Below are 15946 nucleotides of genomic sequence, written 5' to 3' on the forward strand. Positions count from 1 at the left end.
GGAGCCCCGCAGTCGCGAACGAAGGCGCGACTCCGTGACCGACGCCGCGTTCTTCGTCGACTCGTGGGACCCGGCGTACGGTGCGTCGTTCGAGGCGTCCGCCGCCGGGCCGGCCACGCCGAGCAGCGCGCAGGTCGACGCGGACGTGGAGCTGCCGGCCGTGGACTGGCGGGCGATCGGGGTACGGCCGGGAGTGCGGGCGCCGGACGTGGTGCTGCTGGTTGACGGGGTACGCCGGATCGACGCGAGCATCTGGACGGCCGAGGCCGACGGGGGGTCGTTCCCCGGGTTGGCCGCCTCGTACGCGGCGGGGGTGGTCCGCTGCGACCTGGGCCGGGGTGCGGCGCAGCTGGCCGGCGCCCGGGTGGGCCGGGGCCTGTTCACCGCGAGCCCGTCGGCGCAGGACGTGGTGGCGGGGGCGATCCGCTACCCGGTGCACCGGGTGGGCGGCACCGGTGAGCTGGCCAAGTTGCCGGCTGCCGTGCAGGGCCCGCTGACCGCGCTGGAGGTGGCGGTCTCCGACGCCGCCCGGGTCGACGGCGATCTGCTGGTGGTGGACGGCCCGTTGCGCAGCCGGCGGCAGTTGCCGCGCACACTCGGTTACATCAAGACCCAGCACAGCCAGTACCTGGAAGCCCGGCTGACCGCGGTGGTGACCACCCTGGCGCCGGGTGAACGTTCGCCCGTGTTCCGGCTCGGCACGGCGTGGGGCGGCTGGTCGTGGTATCTGCGGCTGCCGGTGGCTGTCGGCGCGCCGTGGGCCGGCATCGTCCGGGTGGAGTGCTCCGCCGACCTGCCCGTCGAGGCGGCGATCGAGCTGGCCGACCTGTCGCTGGTCACCCTGCCCCGGTTCGCCTCCACCCCGTACAAGGACCCACGGGCCCCGCAGAACCTGATCCCGATCGCCGGCCTGGAGCGCCGGCTGCGGGCCCTGCTCGGCGACTCCCGGTTGTTGCACCGTGCGCTGACGGCCGCGGCCCGAGCGGGCCGCTGACCGCGGATACTGGTCGGGATGGGACGCAAGCGGGCGGGTGACCGGGTGGTCGAGCAGGTGGACACCGGGCAGGCCGAGCTGATCCCGGATCCGGACCGGCCCGGTTCGTGGACGCTGCTGCTGGACGGCGCCCCGCAGTCGCACGTCGACCTGAACGACCCCACCCACCTGGAGTTCGAGTACGTCCGGCGGCTGGCCGCGGCGATCGACCTGATCGCGCCCACCGGCGAGCCGCTGCGGGTGCTGCACCTCGGTGGTGGCGCGTTGACCCTGCCCCGGTACGTCTCCGCCACCCGGCCCGGCTCCACGCAGCGGGTGTCCGAGGTGGACGGCGCGTTGGTGGAGCTGGTCCGCCGGGCGCTGCCCTGGCCGGCCGATGCCCGGCTGCGGGTCCGGGTCGAGGACGCCCGCGCCGTGCTGGCCGCCACCCGGGACGCCAGCTACGACGTGGTGGTCGCCGACGTCTTCGCCGGCGCTCGCACCCCGGCTCACCTCACCTCGGTGGAGTACGCGGCCGAGGTGGCCCGGGTGCTCCGGCCGGCTGGCTGGTACCTGGCGAACCTCGCGGACGGCCCGCCGCTGCGGCACGCCCGCGGGCAGGTCGCCACGGTCCGCTCGGTGCTGCCCCGGGCCTGCCTGGTCGGGGACGCGGCCGTGCTGCGCGGCCGTCGGTACGGCAACCTCGTCCTGGTCGCCGGGCGGACCACGCCTCCGGTGGCCGAGCTGACGCGGCGGGCGGCCGGCGACTGGTTTCCCGGCCGGGTGGTGGCCGGCGACGAGCTGGACCGCTTCGCCGGTGGTGCTCCGGTGGTGCGGGACGCCGACGCCACCGGCTCCGACCCGCCACCGCCGGGCCTGTTCTCCGTCCGCCGCTGATCTGTCCGCCGAGCGGCAGCGCAGAACTTTTTTCGCGGTTTGTTGATCCGCTCGGGGCGGCGCTGCGTACCACCGGGCGGCCCGCCTGGTGGGCGGCGTTGGTCAACAGACACCCCGGAGGTCTGCATGCATGCGGTGGCGGCCGGTTGGCATGGCGACGCGATTCGCGTGGACTGGATGTCCGCACGTCCCTCGTCGCGGCCGACCTCGTCTGCCCGGGGGGTCGACGGACGACCGCCCGCTCGCCAGAATGGTCCGGTGACGCCGCGACCGGCGCCCGGGCGCCATCAGGCGACGTCAACCGAGGCGAGCCACTCCGACCAGTTGATCCGGCTGCTCTACGCGGAGCACGCCGGTCCGTTGCTGATGTTCGTCATGCGGCTCACCGGGGGGGACCGGCAGCGCGCGGAGGACATCGTCCAGGAGACGCTGCTGCGGGCCTGGCGCAACGCGCACCGCCTCGGCGCGCAGGGGCAGGGGTCGTTGCGGCCCTGGCTGGTCACCGTGGCCCGCCGTATCGCGATCGACGAGCATCGCAGCGAGCAGGCCCGGCCGCCGGAAACGTACGACCGGGACCTGACCGCGTTCGCCGAGGCGGACAGCACCGACCGGGTGCTGCGCACGATGACCGTGGCGGACGCCCTGCGTACGCTGAGTCAGTCGCACCGCGAGATCCTGATCTCGACGTACTTCCGGGGGCGGACGGTGCCGGAGGCCGCCGAGGAGTTGGGGCTTCCACTCGGCACCGCCAAGTCGCGGGTCTACTACGCGCTGCGCGCGCTTCGCACGGCTCTGCAGGAGCGGGGGGTGACAGAATGAGCCGGCCAGACCACATGGACGTCGCCGCGTACGCGTTGGGCGTCCTCGACGAGCAGGACACCGAGCGGTTCGAGGAGCATCTCGCCACCTGCTGGGCCTGCGCGGCCGAGCTGGAGACGATGGTGCCGGTCGTCGGGCTCCTCTCCGGCATCGACGGCGAGACGATGATGGCGCTGGAGCAGGCCGCGACCGACCCGGCGCTGCTGGACCGGACGCTGGTCGCGGTCCGCGCCGATCGACGACGCACCCGGTTCCGCCAGTTGCTCGCCACCGCCGCGGCGGTGGTGGTCTTCGGTGGCCTGACCGCGGTCGGTTTCGTGAGCGTCACCGACGACGAACCGCCGGGGGTGCTCGCCGAGCCGACGCTGAGCGCGCCGGGGAACGAGCCGCCGACGAGTGCGCCGACCGGGGCGCCTTCCGGCCCGGGGGTCGGCGGTAACGAGGAGGAGGGTGACCAGGTCGACGCCACCGACCCGACCACGGGTGTGCAGACGACGATGTTCCTGGTCACCAAGGACTACGGCACCCGGATCAACTTCAGCCTTCAGCGGTTGCCCGGCCCGCTCATCTGCCGACTGGTGGTGCAGCGGAAGAACTCGACCACGGAGGTCATCTCGACCTGGTCGGTGCCGCCTGGCGGCTACGGCACCAACACTCGCCCGCAGGGCCTCGAGTTGAGCGCTTCGACGTCGGCCCCGGTCGCCGACATCAAGCAGATCCAGGTGCAGTCGGTGAACGGTAACGGGGTGGCCAGTCCGCTGGTCACGGTGCCCATGTAGGTTCGCGTACCGCATCGGCGTCGGCCATTATGACAATGGCCGGCGCCGATGCGTCGTTGCATCGGAGCGGTCCGCGCTCGGGCACACGCACGGGCACCCGGATCGGTTCAATCAATTCACGTGAAATTGACCACTGTTACTCCTTCAACCTTGACAGCTCTCCTGCCGTACCTATGGGTGAACTGCCAAGAATGAGGAGGGCACGTGGCACAGATGAAGCGGACCGTCATCGTCGCGAGCGCGATGGTCGCACTAACGGCCTGCGCTCCTGCGGGTTACGACGGGGCGAACTCGAGCGCGGCCGAGCCGGTCGCCGTCGCCGCGGCCGAGCCCACCGCGGCGGCTGAACCCGAGGCCTCGGCGTCCGCGGAGGCTCCCGCCGACGCGCCGCCGCCCGCGGACGTCGACCTGACCGAGCAGTTGATCGGCAAGAAGGTCGCCCGGATGGGCAAGGTGGTCACCGATCAGGACGGCTGGATCCTGTACCGCTTCGACAAGGACACCGCCGACCCGCCCGCATCGAACTGCGTGGACAAGTGCGCGCAGGTGTGGCCGCCGGCGCTGACCGACGGCAACGCGCAGCTCACCGGCGTCTCCGACGACAAGGTCGGCAGCGTGACCCGGCAGGACGGCACCCGCCAGCTCACTGTCGGCGGCTGGCCGGTGTACCGCTACATCGGTGACAAGAAGCCCGGCCAGTGGAAGGGCCAGGCCGTCGGCGGCACCTGGTTCGTGGTCCAGCCGGACGGCAAGAAGAACCTCAGCTGCCTGCCCACCTCGACGCCGAAGGCGGTCGCCCCGCCAGCGGACAGCGGGTCGAACGACGCCGGCAGCTCGGGCTACTCGTACTGAGCCCGGGCGCCACGAGAGCGCGGTGGTCGGTCGCAGCCGGGGAGGGCGCGGCCGGCCACCGTCGTATCGAGGGGCTTCCGGGCTCAGCGGCATGACCCGTCCCGACGGCGGCGCCGACGCCCGGCAGGCAGGCAGGCAGGCAGGCAGTGGGTACCGCCCACCGGCCCTTGTTCCGGTAACCTTCCGGCCGCTGCCGCTCTGCGGTAACCACCGGGAGGTAAGAAATCTTGACCACACTCATCGCCCTCCTCGTGGCCGTCGTGCCTGGGGCGCTGCTCGGCTTCGCCCTTCCGCCGGGGCGCTACCGCTGGGTTGCCTGGGCGGCCGCCCCCGCCCTGACTCTGGGCCTGATCGCGCTGACGATGGCCTGGCTGCCCACGCTCGGGCTTCCCGACAGCGCCCTGGCGACGCTCGTCGTGGAGCTGCTCGTGGCCGGCGCCGCGGTCGCGCTCTCCCGGCTGCTGTGCCGGCGCACCGCCGACAACCAGCGGCCGACCGCCGAGCGCGGCGCCGAGCACACGAACGACGACCAGCGCCGCTCACTGGCGTCGCGCCTCCGGATTCGGCCCGTCCTGCCGCGTCGCGCCGACCTGATCGGGGTCGCCGTGCCGTCGGTGGTGAGCGTGGCGTACGGCTGGGCGATCGTGGGGCGACTCGTCGCCACTCCCGGCTGGGACGCGATGAACCACGGCTACATGGCGAGACGCATTCTCGACACCAACAGTGTCGACATCACCTCGGCGTGCAGTTCGGGTTCGACCGATACGGTCACCTCGTGCGAGTTCTATCCGCTGGCGGAGAACGTCGCCTGGGCGCAGGCGACCCACCTGTCCGGCGGGCTGATGAGCACGACGATGACCGCGTGGGCGATCGTCATCGGGCCGCTCGCCCTGGTCGCCGGCATCTACGCCGCCGTCCGGATCCTCCGCGGGGGACCGGTGATCGCGGCCGCCGCCGCCACCGCCCCGGTCTTCCTGGGCCCGATGTGGACCTCGCTGATCTCCGGCCGGGTCAACGAGCAGACCGCTCCCTGCCTGGCCGGTGGGGTCGCCCTGCTGCTCGCACTCGCTCTGCGCGGCCCACACCCGGTACGGCTCGGCCTGCTGGCCGGTCTCGGGGGCGCCGGCATCGTGATGACGCACTCGTACGACGTCCTCTTCGTTGGCGTTCTCGCGCTCGGTGTACTCCTGGTGGCGAGGGGGGCGCTGACCTGGCGCCGCAGCGCGGCGGGCGTCGGGGCGGCCGCCGTCGCGGGCCTCGTCTCGCTCGTGCCCCTGCTCGGCGTCATCCTGGGCGCCGGCGGTGAGCGGATCACCGAACCGCCCGACCTGCTCGGCCAGTGGGGCAAGGCGATCGAGTACTGGGTCACCGATGCGCAACGCTACGTGCTGTGGGCCTACCCGTTGCCGGACAGCTCCAAAGTCCAGATCCACGGGCTGGCCGTTCAGGTTGGCCTCTGGATCGCCATCGCCTGTCTGCTCGCGTCTCCCCTGTCGCTGGTGCTGCCGCAGGTGCGCTGGGCCCGCCCGTGGCTGCTGGCCGGCGTGCTGTTCACGCTCGTCGGGATCTGGACCGTCGCGTCGGGTTCGTCGGCCGCGCGGGCCCTGGCCAGCCTCTGGTACGGCGACAGCGAACGACCCCGTGCGATGATCTTCCCGGTCTACGGGGTGCTCACCGTGGCGGGCGCGATCGTCATCGGGTTGGGAGTCCAGTGGCTGCTCGTGCGGCTCGTCGCCCGCGCCGGGACGCTGCGCGGATCCGCCGCCCCCGCCGCCGTCGCGGCCTCGGTCGTGGTGCTGAGTTTGGCGTCGCTCGCCCTGGTGCCCGACACATGGCGTCCGCTGCGGAAGGCGATGGTGCAGCGGGCGCCGGTCGGGCAGGAGTACCCCCGGGCCTTCGAGTGGCTGGCCGAGCACACCCCGCCGGGCAAGGTGGTCGCGTACGACCGGCACCGGCAGTTCATGAGCTGGTCCTACGCCGACTACGGCACGCCCACCCTGTTCGGCATCCCGCCGCTCGAGAAGGTGGGCCGGGAGAACTACACCGACCGGTGGCGGGCCTTCAGTTGGCTGGTCAACAACAAGAAGGCGCCGAAGAACCAGGGCTGCACGGTACGCCGGTTCGCCATCGAGTACCTGGTGGTGGGCGGCCGCGACTACAAGGGTTGGCCGGCGAACTACGAGCAGGAGCGGCTCGACGACAGCGACCGGCTGACCCTGGTCCACCGGGAGGGCCACGTGCGGATCTACCAGGTCACCGAAGCTGGTCGGGCCTGCTCGTCCGGCCAGTGACGGTTCGCGACCGGCACCGACGGAACGTCATGGATCGCAAAGGCACCATTTGCCCGATGTAATCCGAACGGACAGTTACCCCGAGGTGAGGAGAGGGTGTTCGGGCGGAGATCGCACTGGTACCTTTCCGCTGCGCGACCGGCGTGGTGAGCCGGCCGCCCGTGCGGCATGCCCGCACAGGCGATGGGACGACGTCGACCGCTCACCGGTCGGCGACAGGAAACGGGGGCAAGGCGTGGGACGCAGGGTGATCGTTGCCCTTCCGTGGTCGGGACGGAGTGGCCCGGCCCGCCCGCGCCGCCGGATCGCGAATGACGCGCGTACGCGTCGGAACGGCGGTCGAGGATGATGCTGCGCCCACACCGTATGGTGCCGAAGGCGTACCGGGAGCGACTCATCCAGCTCGTGCCGCCCCAACGGCAGCTCTGGCTCGTCCGTCGGCTGACCCGGGTCACCGTCCGCCGATCCCGGACCGCGCCCGGTGAGGTGCGTCAGGTCCGGGATGTCGACGGCCTCCGGGTGGATGCTCGGGTCGTCGAGGAGGCGACGCCGCTGGCCCTCCGGCAGCGCAACCTCGACCTGGTGACCCGGGCGCTCGACGAGGCCGGGATCGACGGTTTCCACGTGCGTCACGCCGACGACCTGCGCAGCGCGATCGCCGTGTCGCGCAAACACAGGGCGACGGTGCTCAAGGTGCTCGGCCGGGCCACGTCGACCGACGGGGTCACCCTGCGCTTCATCGACGCGGGTCGCCGCGAGGTCGGCGCCAACCACCCCGATGCGATCGCACAGGTCTTCCACGCGGTCACCGACCCCTTCGGCCACACCGTTCTCGGCAGTGCCTTCGCCTGTGAGGTCGAGTTCTGGCGCACGGTGTCGCCGCAGGAGAAGCCCGAGGCGGACCTCGTCGCGCCGCGCGGCAACCAGGTCGCGGCGGCCGTGCCGGAGACGGGCGAGACGATCCGCGTCCCGGCGTCCCAGCTCAGCCGCTTCGTGCCGGCTGGCGGGCCGGCCACCTACCGCACCCGGGCCGAGTTCGCCGGCCTCGGCCACGAGCACATCACCTTCCCGATCGACGTCGTCTACACCTGGGTGGACGGTGACGACAGCGACTGGCAGGCACGGAAGAACGCGGCCCTGCGCGAGCACGGGCAGGCCGAGATCAATCTGGTCGGCGCGCACGCCTCCCGCTACGCCAGCCGCGACGAGCTGCGGTACTCGCTGCGCTCCGTGGTGTCGTTCGCGCCGTGGGTCCGGCAGATCTACCTGGTGACCGACGACCAGGTCCCGCCGTGGTTGGACGTCGAGCACCCGATGGTGCGGGTCGTGCGCCACCGCGAGATCTTCGGTGGCACCGGTCAGCTGCCGACCTTCAACTCGCACGCCATCGAGTCCCGGCTGCACCTCATCCCGGGCCTCAGCGAGCACTTCATCTACGTCAACGACGACATGTTCTTCGGGCGCCCGCTGCTCCCGACCACGTTCTTCCACGCCAACGGCATCGCGAAGTTCTTTCCGTCGCCGGCCCAGTTGGACGTCGGCCCGGCGACCGTCTACGACGCGCCGGTGACCGCAGCCGGCAAGAACAACCGCCAGCACCTCGAGGAACGGTTCGGGCGCACCATCACGCAGAAGATGCGGCACGTCCCGTACCCGCTGCGCAAGAGCGTGCTGGAGGACATCGAGCGACACCTGCCGGCCGAGGTGGTGGGCACCGCCGGGCATCAGTTCCGGCACCCGCAGGATCTCTCGATCCCGTCCTCGTTGCAGCACTACTGGTCGTTCTTCTCCGGCCAGGCGGTGCCCGGGTCGATCCGGTACACGTACGCCGACCTGGCCCACCCGTCTACCCCGGTGAAGCTGGCCAACCTGCTGGCACGGCGGCACTGCGACGTGTTCTGCCTCAACGACACCGACTCGGGCGAGGTCCTCCTCTCCGAGCAGGTCGCCATGCTGACCGACTTCCTTTCGGCGTACCTTCCGTTCCGGGCGCCGTTCGAGCTTCCGCCCGAGGTCGAGGCGGAGCGGGCGAGGATGACGGCGACGGCCCGGGCGGCGACGTACCTTCCGGAGGCCGCCGCGATTCCCAGCTGGCAGGCCCCCACGCCCGGCGGTGTCGACCCGGCGAGCGACGAACCCGGGTGGGTCCGATGAATCCGCCCAACCGGTTGGCACAGCCCCGACTGCTGCAGGCGGTACACGGTGCCCGTCGCCGCGCCGGTCTGGTCACCGACCGGCTCGTCGAGCGGGTCACCCGCCTGCGGCACGACCCGGTCGCCGGGCTGCCACCGGCCGACTGCGACTTCTTCGCCGTGCTCGACGGGCGCACGCTGCACGTGCACGCGGTGCTGCCGGCCGACACCGACCCGGCCGACCGGGCCGAGATCTTCTTCGTTCGCGAGGGCGACACGCTCCGCTGCCCGGCGACGGTCCGGCGGGAGGACGGTCGGCTCGCCGTGGAGGTGGTGGCCCGTCTCGGTGACTCCGCCGACGAGATCGCGCTGGGCAAGGGCACCTGGTCGGTGGGGCTCGCGGTGGACGCCGGCGCGGCAGGTGAGCGTCGCTTCTCCCTGACGGTCGACGAGACCCCGGAGCGGGACGGACCGACCGTGGGCAACCCGCCGCACCCGGTGTCCGGGTGGCTGTACCGGCCGGGGCGCAGCGGCGACGGGCTCGCCCAGCTCACGGTCACCGGCGCGCGCGCCCGGGCCGAGGTGGTCCAGCTCGCGACCGGCCACGCCGAGGCCCGGATCCGGGCCCGGTTCGTCGGCGTACGGCCGCAGGACGCTCCGGCGGTGGTCTTCACGCCGCGGGGCGGTGGCGCCGACGTGGTCGTGCCCATCGCACCGGTCGACGACGGCTTCGAGTTCGTCGTACCCCTCGCCGACCTGGCGCCGGACCGGCCGGGCGAGGAGGTCATCTGGGAGGCGTGGGTGCGCACCTCCGCGACCCGGGTGGTCCGGCTCGGCCGGTTCCTGCACGACCTCACCGACCCACGTACGGTCCTCCGCGTCAGCCGGGCCGTCCTGCCGCTGGACGGCGACCAGTTCGTTGGTTACCGCCCGTACTACACCGCAGCCGGCAATCTGGCGGTGGCCTGCCTCCGCTTCACACGTTTCACGGGGACACCGAGTTGAAGATCACCTTCCTCCTGCTGACCGCCGATGCCATGGGCGGCACGGAACGCGCCATCCTCACCCAGGCCGATCACCTCTCGCGGCGGCACACGGTCGAGGTGATCAGCGTCTACCGCACCAGCGACGAGGGCTTCTTCCAGGCCGACGAGCGGGTGCGGATGCGCTACCTCGTCGACCTGACCGGCCCGACGCCGCGACCGACCCGACCGTCGAGCGTCGACGACGAGACGTACGAGGCGCTGTACCGCAGCCGGAGCCGGTTGATGCCGGCTCGTTGGGAGAAGCAGGGCAGCCGCCTCGCCGACCTGGAGATCGACCGTGCGCTGCGGTCGCTCGACACCGACGTACTCGTCTCCTCCTCGCCGGCGCTGATGGCCATGGCCGTCACGCTCGCGCCGCCCTCCGTGGTCACGGTGCACCAGGAGCACCGGCCGTCGCAGTTGCGGGGCGGGACCGGCGAGCCGCTGTTCCAGTTCGCGCCGCGACTGGACGCGCTGGTGGTGCTGACCGATCGCACCCGGGACTGGTTCGTCGACACCTTCGCGACGTCCTGCCCGCGGATCGAGGTCATCCCGAACAGCATTCCCGACGGGTTCCGGCCCCGGTCCAGCCTCCGCAACCCGGTGGTGAGCGTGGCGGGTCGGATGGTGTCGGAGAAGCGCATCGACCACGCCATCCGCGCCTTCCGCACGGTCGCCGACAGGTATCCGGACTGGACGCTACGGGTCTTCGGCGGCGGTCCACTGCTCGCGGAGATGCGCAGCCTGGCCGCCGACCTCGGTCTGAGTGACAAAGTGCAGGTGCTCGGGCCGACCGGCCGGATGGTCGAGGAGTGGTCGAAGACCAGCATCGCGCTGCTGTCCTCGCGCGACGGTGAGGCGCTCCCGCTGGTGCTGCTGGAGGCGTTCGCGGCCGGCGTCCCCGCGGTGGCGTACGACATCGTGACCGGACCAGCGGAGATCATCACCCACGGCGAGAACGGCTTCCTGGTCAGCTCCGGCGACATCGACGGTCTGGCCGACGCGATGATGAGACTCATCGCGGACGAGCGGCTGCGGCAGGACTTCGGGGCCGGCGCGCTGCGCGCCGCCGAGGACTACCGCATCGAGCCGATCATGCGGCGCTGGGAGGAGCTCTTCGCGGAGCTGATCGCGGCGCGCGCTGACAACGAATCGGCCGGCGCCGACCGGCTCGCCGCGTGGGTCGGACGCACCGGCGGATCCGGCTTCGCTCCCGCAGCCTCCCTCCCCGGCCAGATCACCAGCGGGCCCGACGTGGCGACCATCGAGGGGCGTATCCAGGAGACGGTCGCGGGATTGGTCCGCTCCGGCGGCCGCCTCAGCGTCGTCCGGGACGACCTGACGCCCGCTGACGCCGCCCACGCCAACTTCACCGCGGTGACCGATCTCCTCTGGAGACAGGCCATTCCCTACTGGGTGCCGCGCGACCACGGCATCCGACACCGGGTGGTGGTCGCCCTGGAGCATCGCGACGCGGTGCTCGCCGCCCTCGCGGAGGAGTTCTCCGCCGCGCCCTTCTACGCCGAGACCCTCACCACCGACGCCAAGGTCACGGCCGTGACCCTCGCCGCGTGCCTGACCGCCGAGAGCCGGGCCGCCGAGGCCGTCGGCCTGCGGCTGTTCCGGCCGGTGGTGTCGTCGTCGCGGACCCTCCGGTACGGGCCCGCGCTCGGCTGTGACCTCGAGTTCTGGACCCCGTCGCAGGACGGCTCGGCGCTGGTCGCCACCCGCACCACACTGCTCGGCCCGAGCGTCCCGGTGGCGGCCATGACACCGGCCACCCTGACGGTGCGGGGGCGGCAGCATCCCACCATCGAGCCTTTCAACCACCGGCTGATCTCCGACCTGGACTTCCCGGTCGATGTCGTCTACACCTGGGTGGACGGGGACGACCCGCAGTGGCGCGCGGCCAAGGACCGCGTCCTCGCGGAGCTGGGGCGCGACCCGCTCGCGGCGGCGGACGGGTCGGCCCGTTTCCGGGATCGGGATGAGCTGCGATACTCGTTGCGCTCCATCGACATGTACGCCCCGTGGGTGCGCAACATCTACGTGGTGACGGCGGGGCAGACCCCGACCTGGCTCGACACCGACCACCCCCGGGTCAGCGTCGTGGATCACCGCGAGCTGTTCGGTGGACGCGGCATCCTGCCGACGTTCAACTCACACGCCATCGAGTCGCAACTGCACCACATCGACGGCCTCGCCGAGCACTTCATCTACTTCAACGACGACTTCTTCCTGGGCCGCCCGATCCGGCCGACGGTGTTCTTCGATCCGACCGGCCGGGCGAGGTTCTTCCTCTCGCCGACGCCGATTCCGATGCTCGACGTCGACGCGGAGGACGACTTCAACTTCAGCGCGGCCAAGAACAACCGCCAGCTGATCCGGAACGCGTTCGGTCGTACGCTGACCCATGGCCTGCTGCACGCGCCGTACGCGATGACCCGCAGCGTCGGCAACGAGCTGGATCGGCAGTTCGCCGACGAGGTGAAGCTCACCGCCGCGTCCCAGCTGCGGTCCCACTCCGACGTCTCGGTCGCGTCCTCGCTGCATCACTACGTCGGCTACCTGACCGGGCGGTCCGTGCCGGGCAGCATCCGGATGAGCTACGTCAACACCGGCGAGCCGTTGGAGCACCCGCAGCTGACCCAGATCATGACGACCCGGGGCTACGACTCGTTCTGCCTCAACGACACCCACCACGGTCAGCTCGACGCCGAGGAGCAGGGCCGGATCGTCATGACCTTCCTCGAGAGCTACTTCCCCGTGCCCAGTCAGTTCGAGCGGGGCAGCATCCGCAACCGGGCCCGCTGAGCGGGGACCGCGACACCGCCCCTAACGCGGCGGAAGGTCCGGTCCCCGACGGCGCTCCTCCGCCTGGTGGTCGGCAGGTCGGCCGGCAGCGATGCGGCCGGAGGGCAGGGTGGGCGCGTCCAGCCGGGGACCGACCCGGGGTTTGTGCACCACGGCCGCGTCCGCATGCCTGCCGACCCGGAGTGCGGGTGTCGTCGGCGCGTCCAGCTGCCTGCCGCGCCGGTCGGCACCGCGAGCCTGTCGCCACAGGTCGGTGGCCCCGATCTTCCGGCGTTCGGCGATCACGTCGTCGGGCAGCTCGAACGGGGCCGGGAAGGGCAGGTAGCGCGGCAGGAAATCGGCCAGCATGCTCTCCTGCTCCTGGAACGCGTTCGGGTCCGAGTCGGTGTCGTTGAGGCAGAAGACGTCGCGGTGCCGACGAGCGAGCAACTCGGTGAGGCGGGCGGGCGTCGAGGGGTGACCGAGGTCGGCGTACTCGTACTCGATGTCGCCGGGGACCGCCTGCGCGGTGAGGTACGCCCAGTACTGGTGCAACGACGACGGGATCGAGAGGTCGCCGTGGTGGCGGAAGCGGTGCTGCGCGGTGGCCGTCACGTCCGCCTGCAGGGTGACCTCGATCTGCCGCATGATGCTGCGCCGGAGCACGAATGGCGTGTGCTTCATCTTCTGCGTGATCGTGACGCCGAACTGCCGCTGGATGTGTCGGCGGTTGTTCTTGCCGGCAGCCTTCACCGGCGGGTCGCTCGGCTTCGCCTCGCCCAGCCCGAACTGCGCCGGTGACAGGAAGAACTTCGCGATCCCGTTGGCGTGGACGAAGTGCGTCGGCGGCAGCGGCCGACCGAGGAAGACGTCGTCGTTGAGGTAGAGGAAATGTTCGGCCAGACCGTCGATGCGGTGCAGCCGGGACTCGATGGCGTGCGAGTTGAACGACGACCGACCGCCGAGGTCGGCGAAGAGGTCGGTGTGCGACACGACGGTGACCATCGGGTGGCTCGGGTCGAGCCAGCTGGGCAACTGACTGTCGGTGATCAGGAAAATCCGGCGTAGCCACGGTGCGAAGCTGTGCAGCGAGCGCATCGAGTACCGCAGCTCGTCCCGGTTGTGGTAGCGCGACGTGTTTGCCGCGATCGCGTGCAGCGGGCCATCGGGGGTGCCGAGTGCGGCCATCTTCCGCTGCAACCACTCCGGGTCGGACCCGTCCACCCACGTGTAGACGGCGTCGATCGGGAAGCCCACCCGGTCCGGCGCCCGGACAGCCAGGTCGCGGCGGGTGCCGTAGCTGTGGTCGTCGGCCTCGGGGACGAAATGGCTCAGCAGTGCCGCGGCGACCCGGACCCGTTGCGCCTCGGCGGGCGCCTCGTCGACCACGCCGTTGCGCCGGGGCGCGCGGACCACGTCCCCGTGCCGGCTCCAAAACTCGATCTCGCACGCGAACTGGACGCCGAGGACCACGCCGGCGCGGAAGTCGGTCACCGGGAACCAGACCTGGAACACCTCGGTCGGCACGGCGTCCGGCTGGTCCCGGCCGGGCTTGACCTGCACCACCCGCACCTGGGCGCCCGACAGCGCCGGCGCGGAGCGGATCAGGCGTCGCACCGCCCCCCGCTGGTCGTCGAGGACGGCGACCGTGCTGCGCAGGTGGTCGTCGTTGCGGATGCAGTGGTATTCGATGCCAGCCGACTCCAGGGCGGTGGTGACGGCGGTGAGGTTGCGGTGCCACTGCCGCAAGGGGGTGGCCTTCGCGACCACCTCGGCGCGGGTACGGATGCCGCCGTCGGAGACCCGCACGTGGGCGCCCAGCGGATGCACGGTGTCGGCACCGCGCCGACGGGAGAACGTGCGCACGAGGCCCATCCGCCGGTGCGCGGGCAGCATGCCTAGCAGGGCGCGGCGTACGGGCTGGGGCATCAGGCGGTAGATGCGCAGGGCGATCATGCTTCGGGCCGTCCCGCCGGGGTGGCCACGTCGTTCGCGGCCACCGTCAGCGCTGCTGCGGGACCGTGGCGTCGACCGCCACCCATTCGGACCGGACCAGTACGTACGCAGCCATCACCGCATGCCTTTCCACAGCTCCCCCGTTACGCCGCGCGACGAGTCGACGCGGTAAGGGGACGCTGTGATCAGCAGCGTACGACCCGCAACCGCACCCGCCTCGCTGGCCAGCCAACCCCGCTCCGGTATCGGGACGGAGGGGCCGCGCAGGTGGCCCCGAGCAGCATATTCACCTGCGTGCCATCAAAGAAGCACAGGACGGATACATGGCATACAAGCGATAGTCGCATAAGAATGATTTGCGCCGATCCGCCCGACTAATCCTGGCCGTTCAGCGGGTACGCCGACACCGGGACGGCCGACTGAACGTGCCGTCATGCTTCTCCCCGCGCGGACACGTAGCCGGTATGGCGGTCCGCGGCGGCGATCCGTCACCTGGCAGAGTGGCGGAGTGACCGAGACCGAGCCCGCCGCGACCCGGGTGCTGCACCCGCCGGCCGGCTACCGGCTCGCCGCGTCGGTCCGGTCGCTCACCTTCAGCCCGTACGACCCGTGCGCGCGCATCGCCGCCGGCACCTTCTGGTGGGCAACCCGCACTCCGGACGGGCCGGCAACGCTGGCCCTGCGGCCGGCCGGCGGCGAACTGGTCGCCGAGGGCTACGGGCCGGGCACCGGGCACGTGCTGGCCCGGGCCGACTCGATCGCCGGGCTCCGCGACAACCTCACCGGCTTCGCCGAGCTGGCCGCGGCGCACCCGCTGGTCGCCCGGTTGGCCCGGGAGCACCGCGGCCTGCGGATGCCGGCCACCGGGCAGCTCTTTCCCCGCCTGCTGCGCGCGGTCTTCGAGCAGAAGGTCACCGGCAAGGAGGCGTACCGGGCGTACGCGGCGACCGTGCGGCACTTCCGCGAGCCGGCGCCCGGTCCACTGCAACCGCTGCTGCTGCCACCCGAGGCCGCCGCGGTGGCCGCCACCCCGTACTGGGTGTTCCACCCGTTCGGGGTGGAGCAGCGCCGGGCCGACACGCTGCGCCGGGTCGCCGCGGTCGCCGACCGGTTGGAGCGCTGCGCCGACGCGACCGAGGCCACCCGCCGGCTGACCGCCGTCGCGGGTATCGGCCCGTGGACCGCCGCCGAGGTGATCCGCACCGCCTACGGCGACCCGGACGCGGTCAGCGTCGGCGACTACCACATACCGAACACGGTGGCCTGGGCGCTCGCCGGCGAGGCACGGGGCGACGACGCCCGGATGCTGGCGCTGCTGGAGCCTTTCCGGGGCCACCGGGGCCGGGTCTGTCTGCTGCTGGAGGCCGCCGGCATCCGGGCACCGAAGTACGGCCCCCGCGCGCCGATCCGCTCGTTCGCCCGGTTCTGA

General features: G+C 71.9%; 11 protein-coding genes. 10 read left to right on the forward strand and 1 reads right to left on the reverse strand.

What is annotated here, in order from left to right; genetic code table 11:
- Positions 1-34: 34 nt before the first annotated feature.
- From ACWD6N_RS08780 to ACWD6N_RS08820, 9 genes are all read left to right on the forward strand, one after another.
- Positions 35-994, forward strand: a complete 960-nt coding sequence (locus tag ACWD6N_RS08780) for a hypothetical protein (RefSeq protein WP_354963064.1) — start codon at positions 35-37, stop codon at positions 992-994.
- A gap of 18 nt (positions 995-1012) precedes the next feature.
- Entirely contained in the window at positions 1013-1870 is an 858-nt protein-coding gene (locus ACWD6N_RS08785; protein WP_354963065.1) for a spermidine synthase, read from the forward strand.
- Positions 1871-1996: 126 nt separating this feature from the next.
- The gene (locus ACWD6N_RS08790) at positions 1997-2689 is read left to right on the forward strand and encodes a sigma-70 family RNA polymerase sigma factor (protein WP_354963066.1); all 693 of its coding nucleotides are present in this window, start codon (positions 1997-1999) and stop codon (positions 2687-2689) included.
- Positions 2686-3468 carry an anti-sigma factor family protein gene (locus ACWD6N_RS08795; RefSeq protein WP_354963067.1) on the forward strand — a complete coding sequence of 261 codons (783 nt, stop codon included), beginning with the start codon at positions 2686-2688 and terminating at the stop codon, positions 3466-3468. The genes ACWD6N_RS08790 and ACWD6N_RS08795 overlap by 4 nt, the downstream gene beginning before the upstream one ends.
- A gap of 204 nt (positions 3469-3672) precedes the next feature.
- Positions 3673-4320, forward strand: coding sequence for a hypothetical protein (locus ACWD6N_RS08800; RefSeq protein ID WP_354963068.1), 648 nt, complete (start codon positions 3673-3675; stop codon positions 4318-4320).
- Between the two features lie 227 nt (positions 4321-4547).
- Positions 4548-6611: a DUF6541 family protein gene (locus ACWD6N_RS08805; protein WP_354963069.1), complete on the forward strand. Its 2064-nt coding sequence runs from the start codon at positions 4548-4550 to the stop codon at positions 6609-6611.
- 366 nt (positions 6612-6977) lie between these two features.
- The gene (locus ACWD6N_RS08810) at positions 6978-8765 is read left to right on the forward strand and encodes a stealth family protein (RefSeq protein WP_450004650.1); all 1788 of its coding nucleotides are present in this window, start codon (positions 6978-6980) and stop codon (positions 8763-8765) included.
- The gene (locus ACWD6N_RS08815; RefSeq protein ID WP_354963071.1) at positions 8762-9748 is read left to right on the forward strand and encodes a hypothetical protein; all 987 of its coding nucleotides are present in this window, start codon (positions 8762-8764) and stop codon (positions 9746-9748) included. The genes ACWD6N_RS08810 and ACWD6N_RS08815 overlap by 4 nt, the downstream gene beginning before the upstream one ends.
- Positions 9745-12582, forward strand: coding sequence for a stealth conserved region 3 domain-containing protein (locus tag ACWD6N_RS08820; protein WP_354963072.1), 2838 nt, complete (start codon positions 9745-9747; stop codon positions 12580-12582). Before ACWD6N_RS08815 ends, ACWD6N_RS08820 begins: the two co-directional genes overlap by 4 nt.
- A 21-nt stretch (positions 12583-12603) precedes the next feature.
- Here ACWD6N_RS08820 and ACWD6N_RS08825 read toward each other — a convergent pair whose 3' ends face one another.
- Entirely contained in the window at positions 12604-14517 is a 1914-nt protein-coding gene (locus ACWD6N_RS08825; RefSeq protein WP_354963073.1) for a stealth family protein, read from the reverse strand.
- 508 nt (positions 14518-15025) lie between these two features.
- Between ACWD6N_RS08825 and ACWD6N_RS08830 the strand changes: the two genes are divergently transcribed.
- Complete coding sequence (locus ACWD6N_RS08830; protein ID WP_354963074.1) at positions 15026-15946, forward strand: DNA-3-methyladenine glycosylase family protein; 921 nt, start codon at positions 15026-15028, stop codon at positions 15944-15946.

It is taken from the genome of Micromonospora sp. NPDC005163 (assembly GCF_053599835.1).

Bases quoted from the DNA above. Each gene is read 5' to 3' on its own strand.
- ACWD6N_RS08825 (WP_354963073.1), bottom strand. From the start codon at position 14,517: ATGATCGCCCTGCGCATCTACCGCCTGATGCCCCAGCCCGTACGCCGC.
- ACWD6N_RS08795 (WP_354963067.1), top strand. From the start codon at position 2,686: ATGAGCCGGCCAGACCACATGGACGTCGCCGCGTACGCGTTGGGCGTC.
- ACWD6N_RS08810 (WP_450004650.1), top strand. From the start codon at position 6,978: ATGGTGCCGAAGGCGTACCGGGAGCGACTCATCCAGCTCGTGCCGCCC.
- ACWD6N_RS08790 (WP_354963066.1), top strand. From the start codon at position 1,997: ATGCATGCGGTGGCGGCCGGTTGGCATGGCGACGCGATTCGCGTGGAC.
- ACWD6N_RS08785 (WP_354963065.1), top strand. From the start codon at position 1,013: ATGGGACGCAAGCGGGCGGGTGACCGGGTGGTCGAGCAGGTGGACACC.
- ACWD6N_RS08815 (WP_354963071.1), top strand. From the start codon at position 8,762: ATGAATCCGCCCAACCGGTTGGCACAGCCCCGACTGCTGCAGGCGGTA.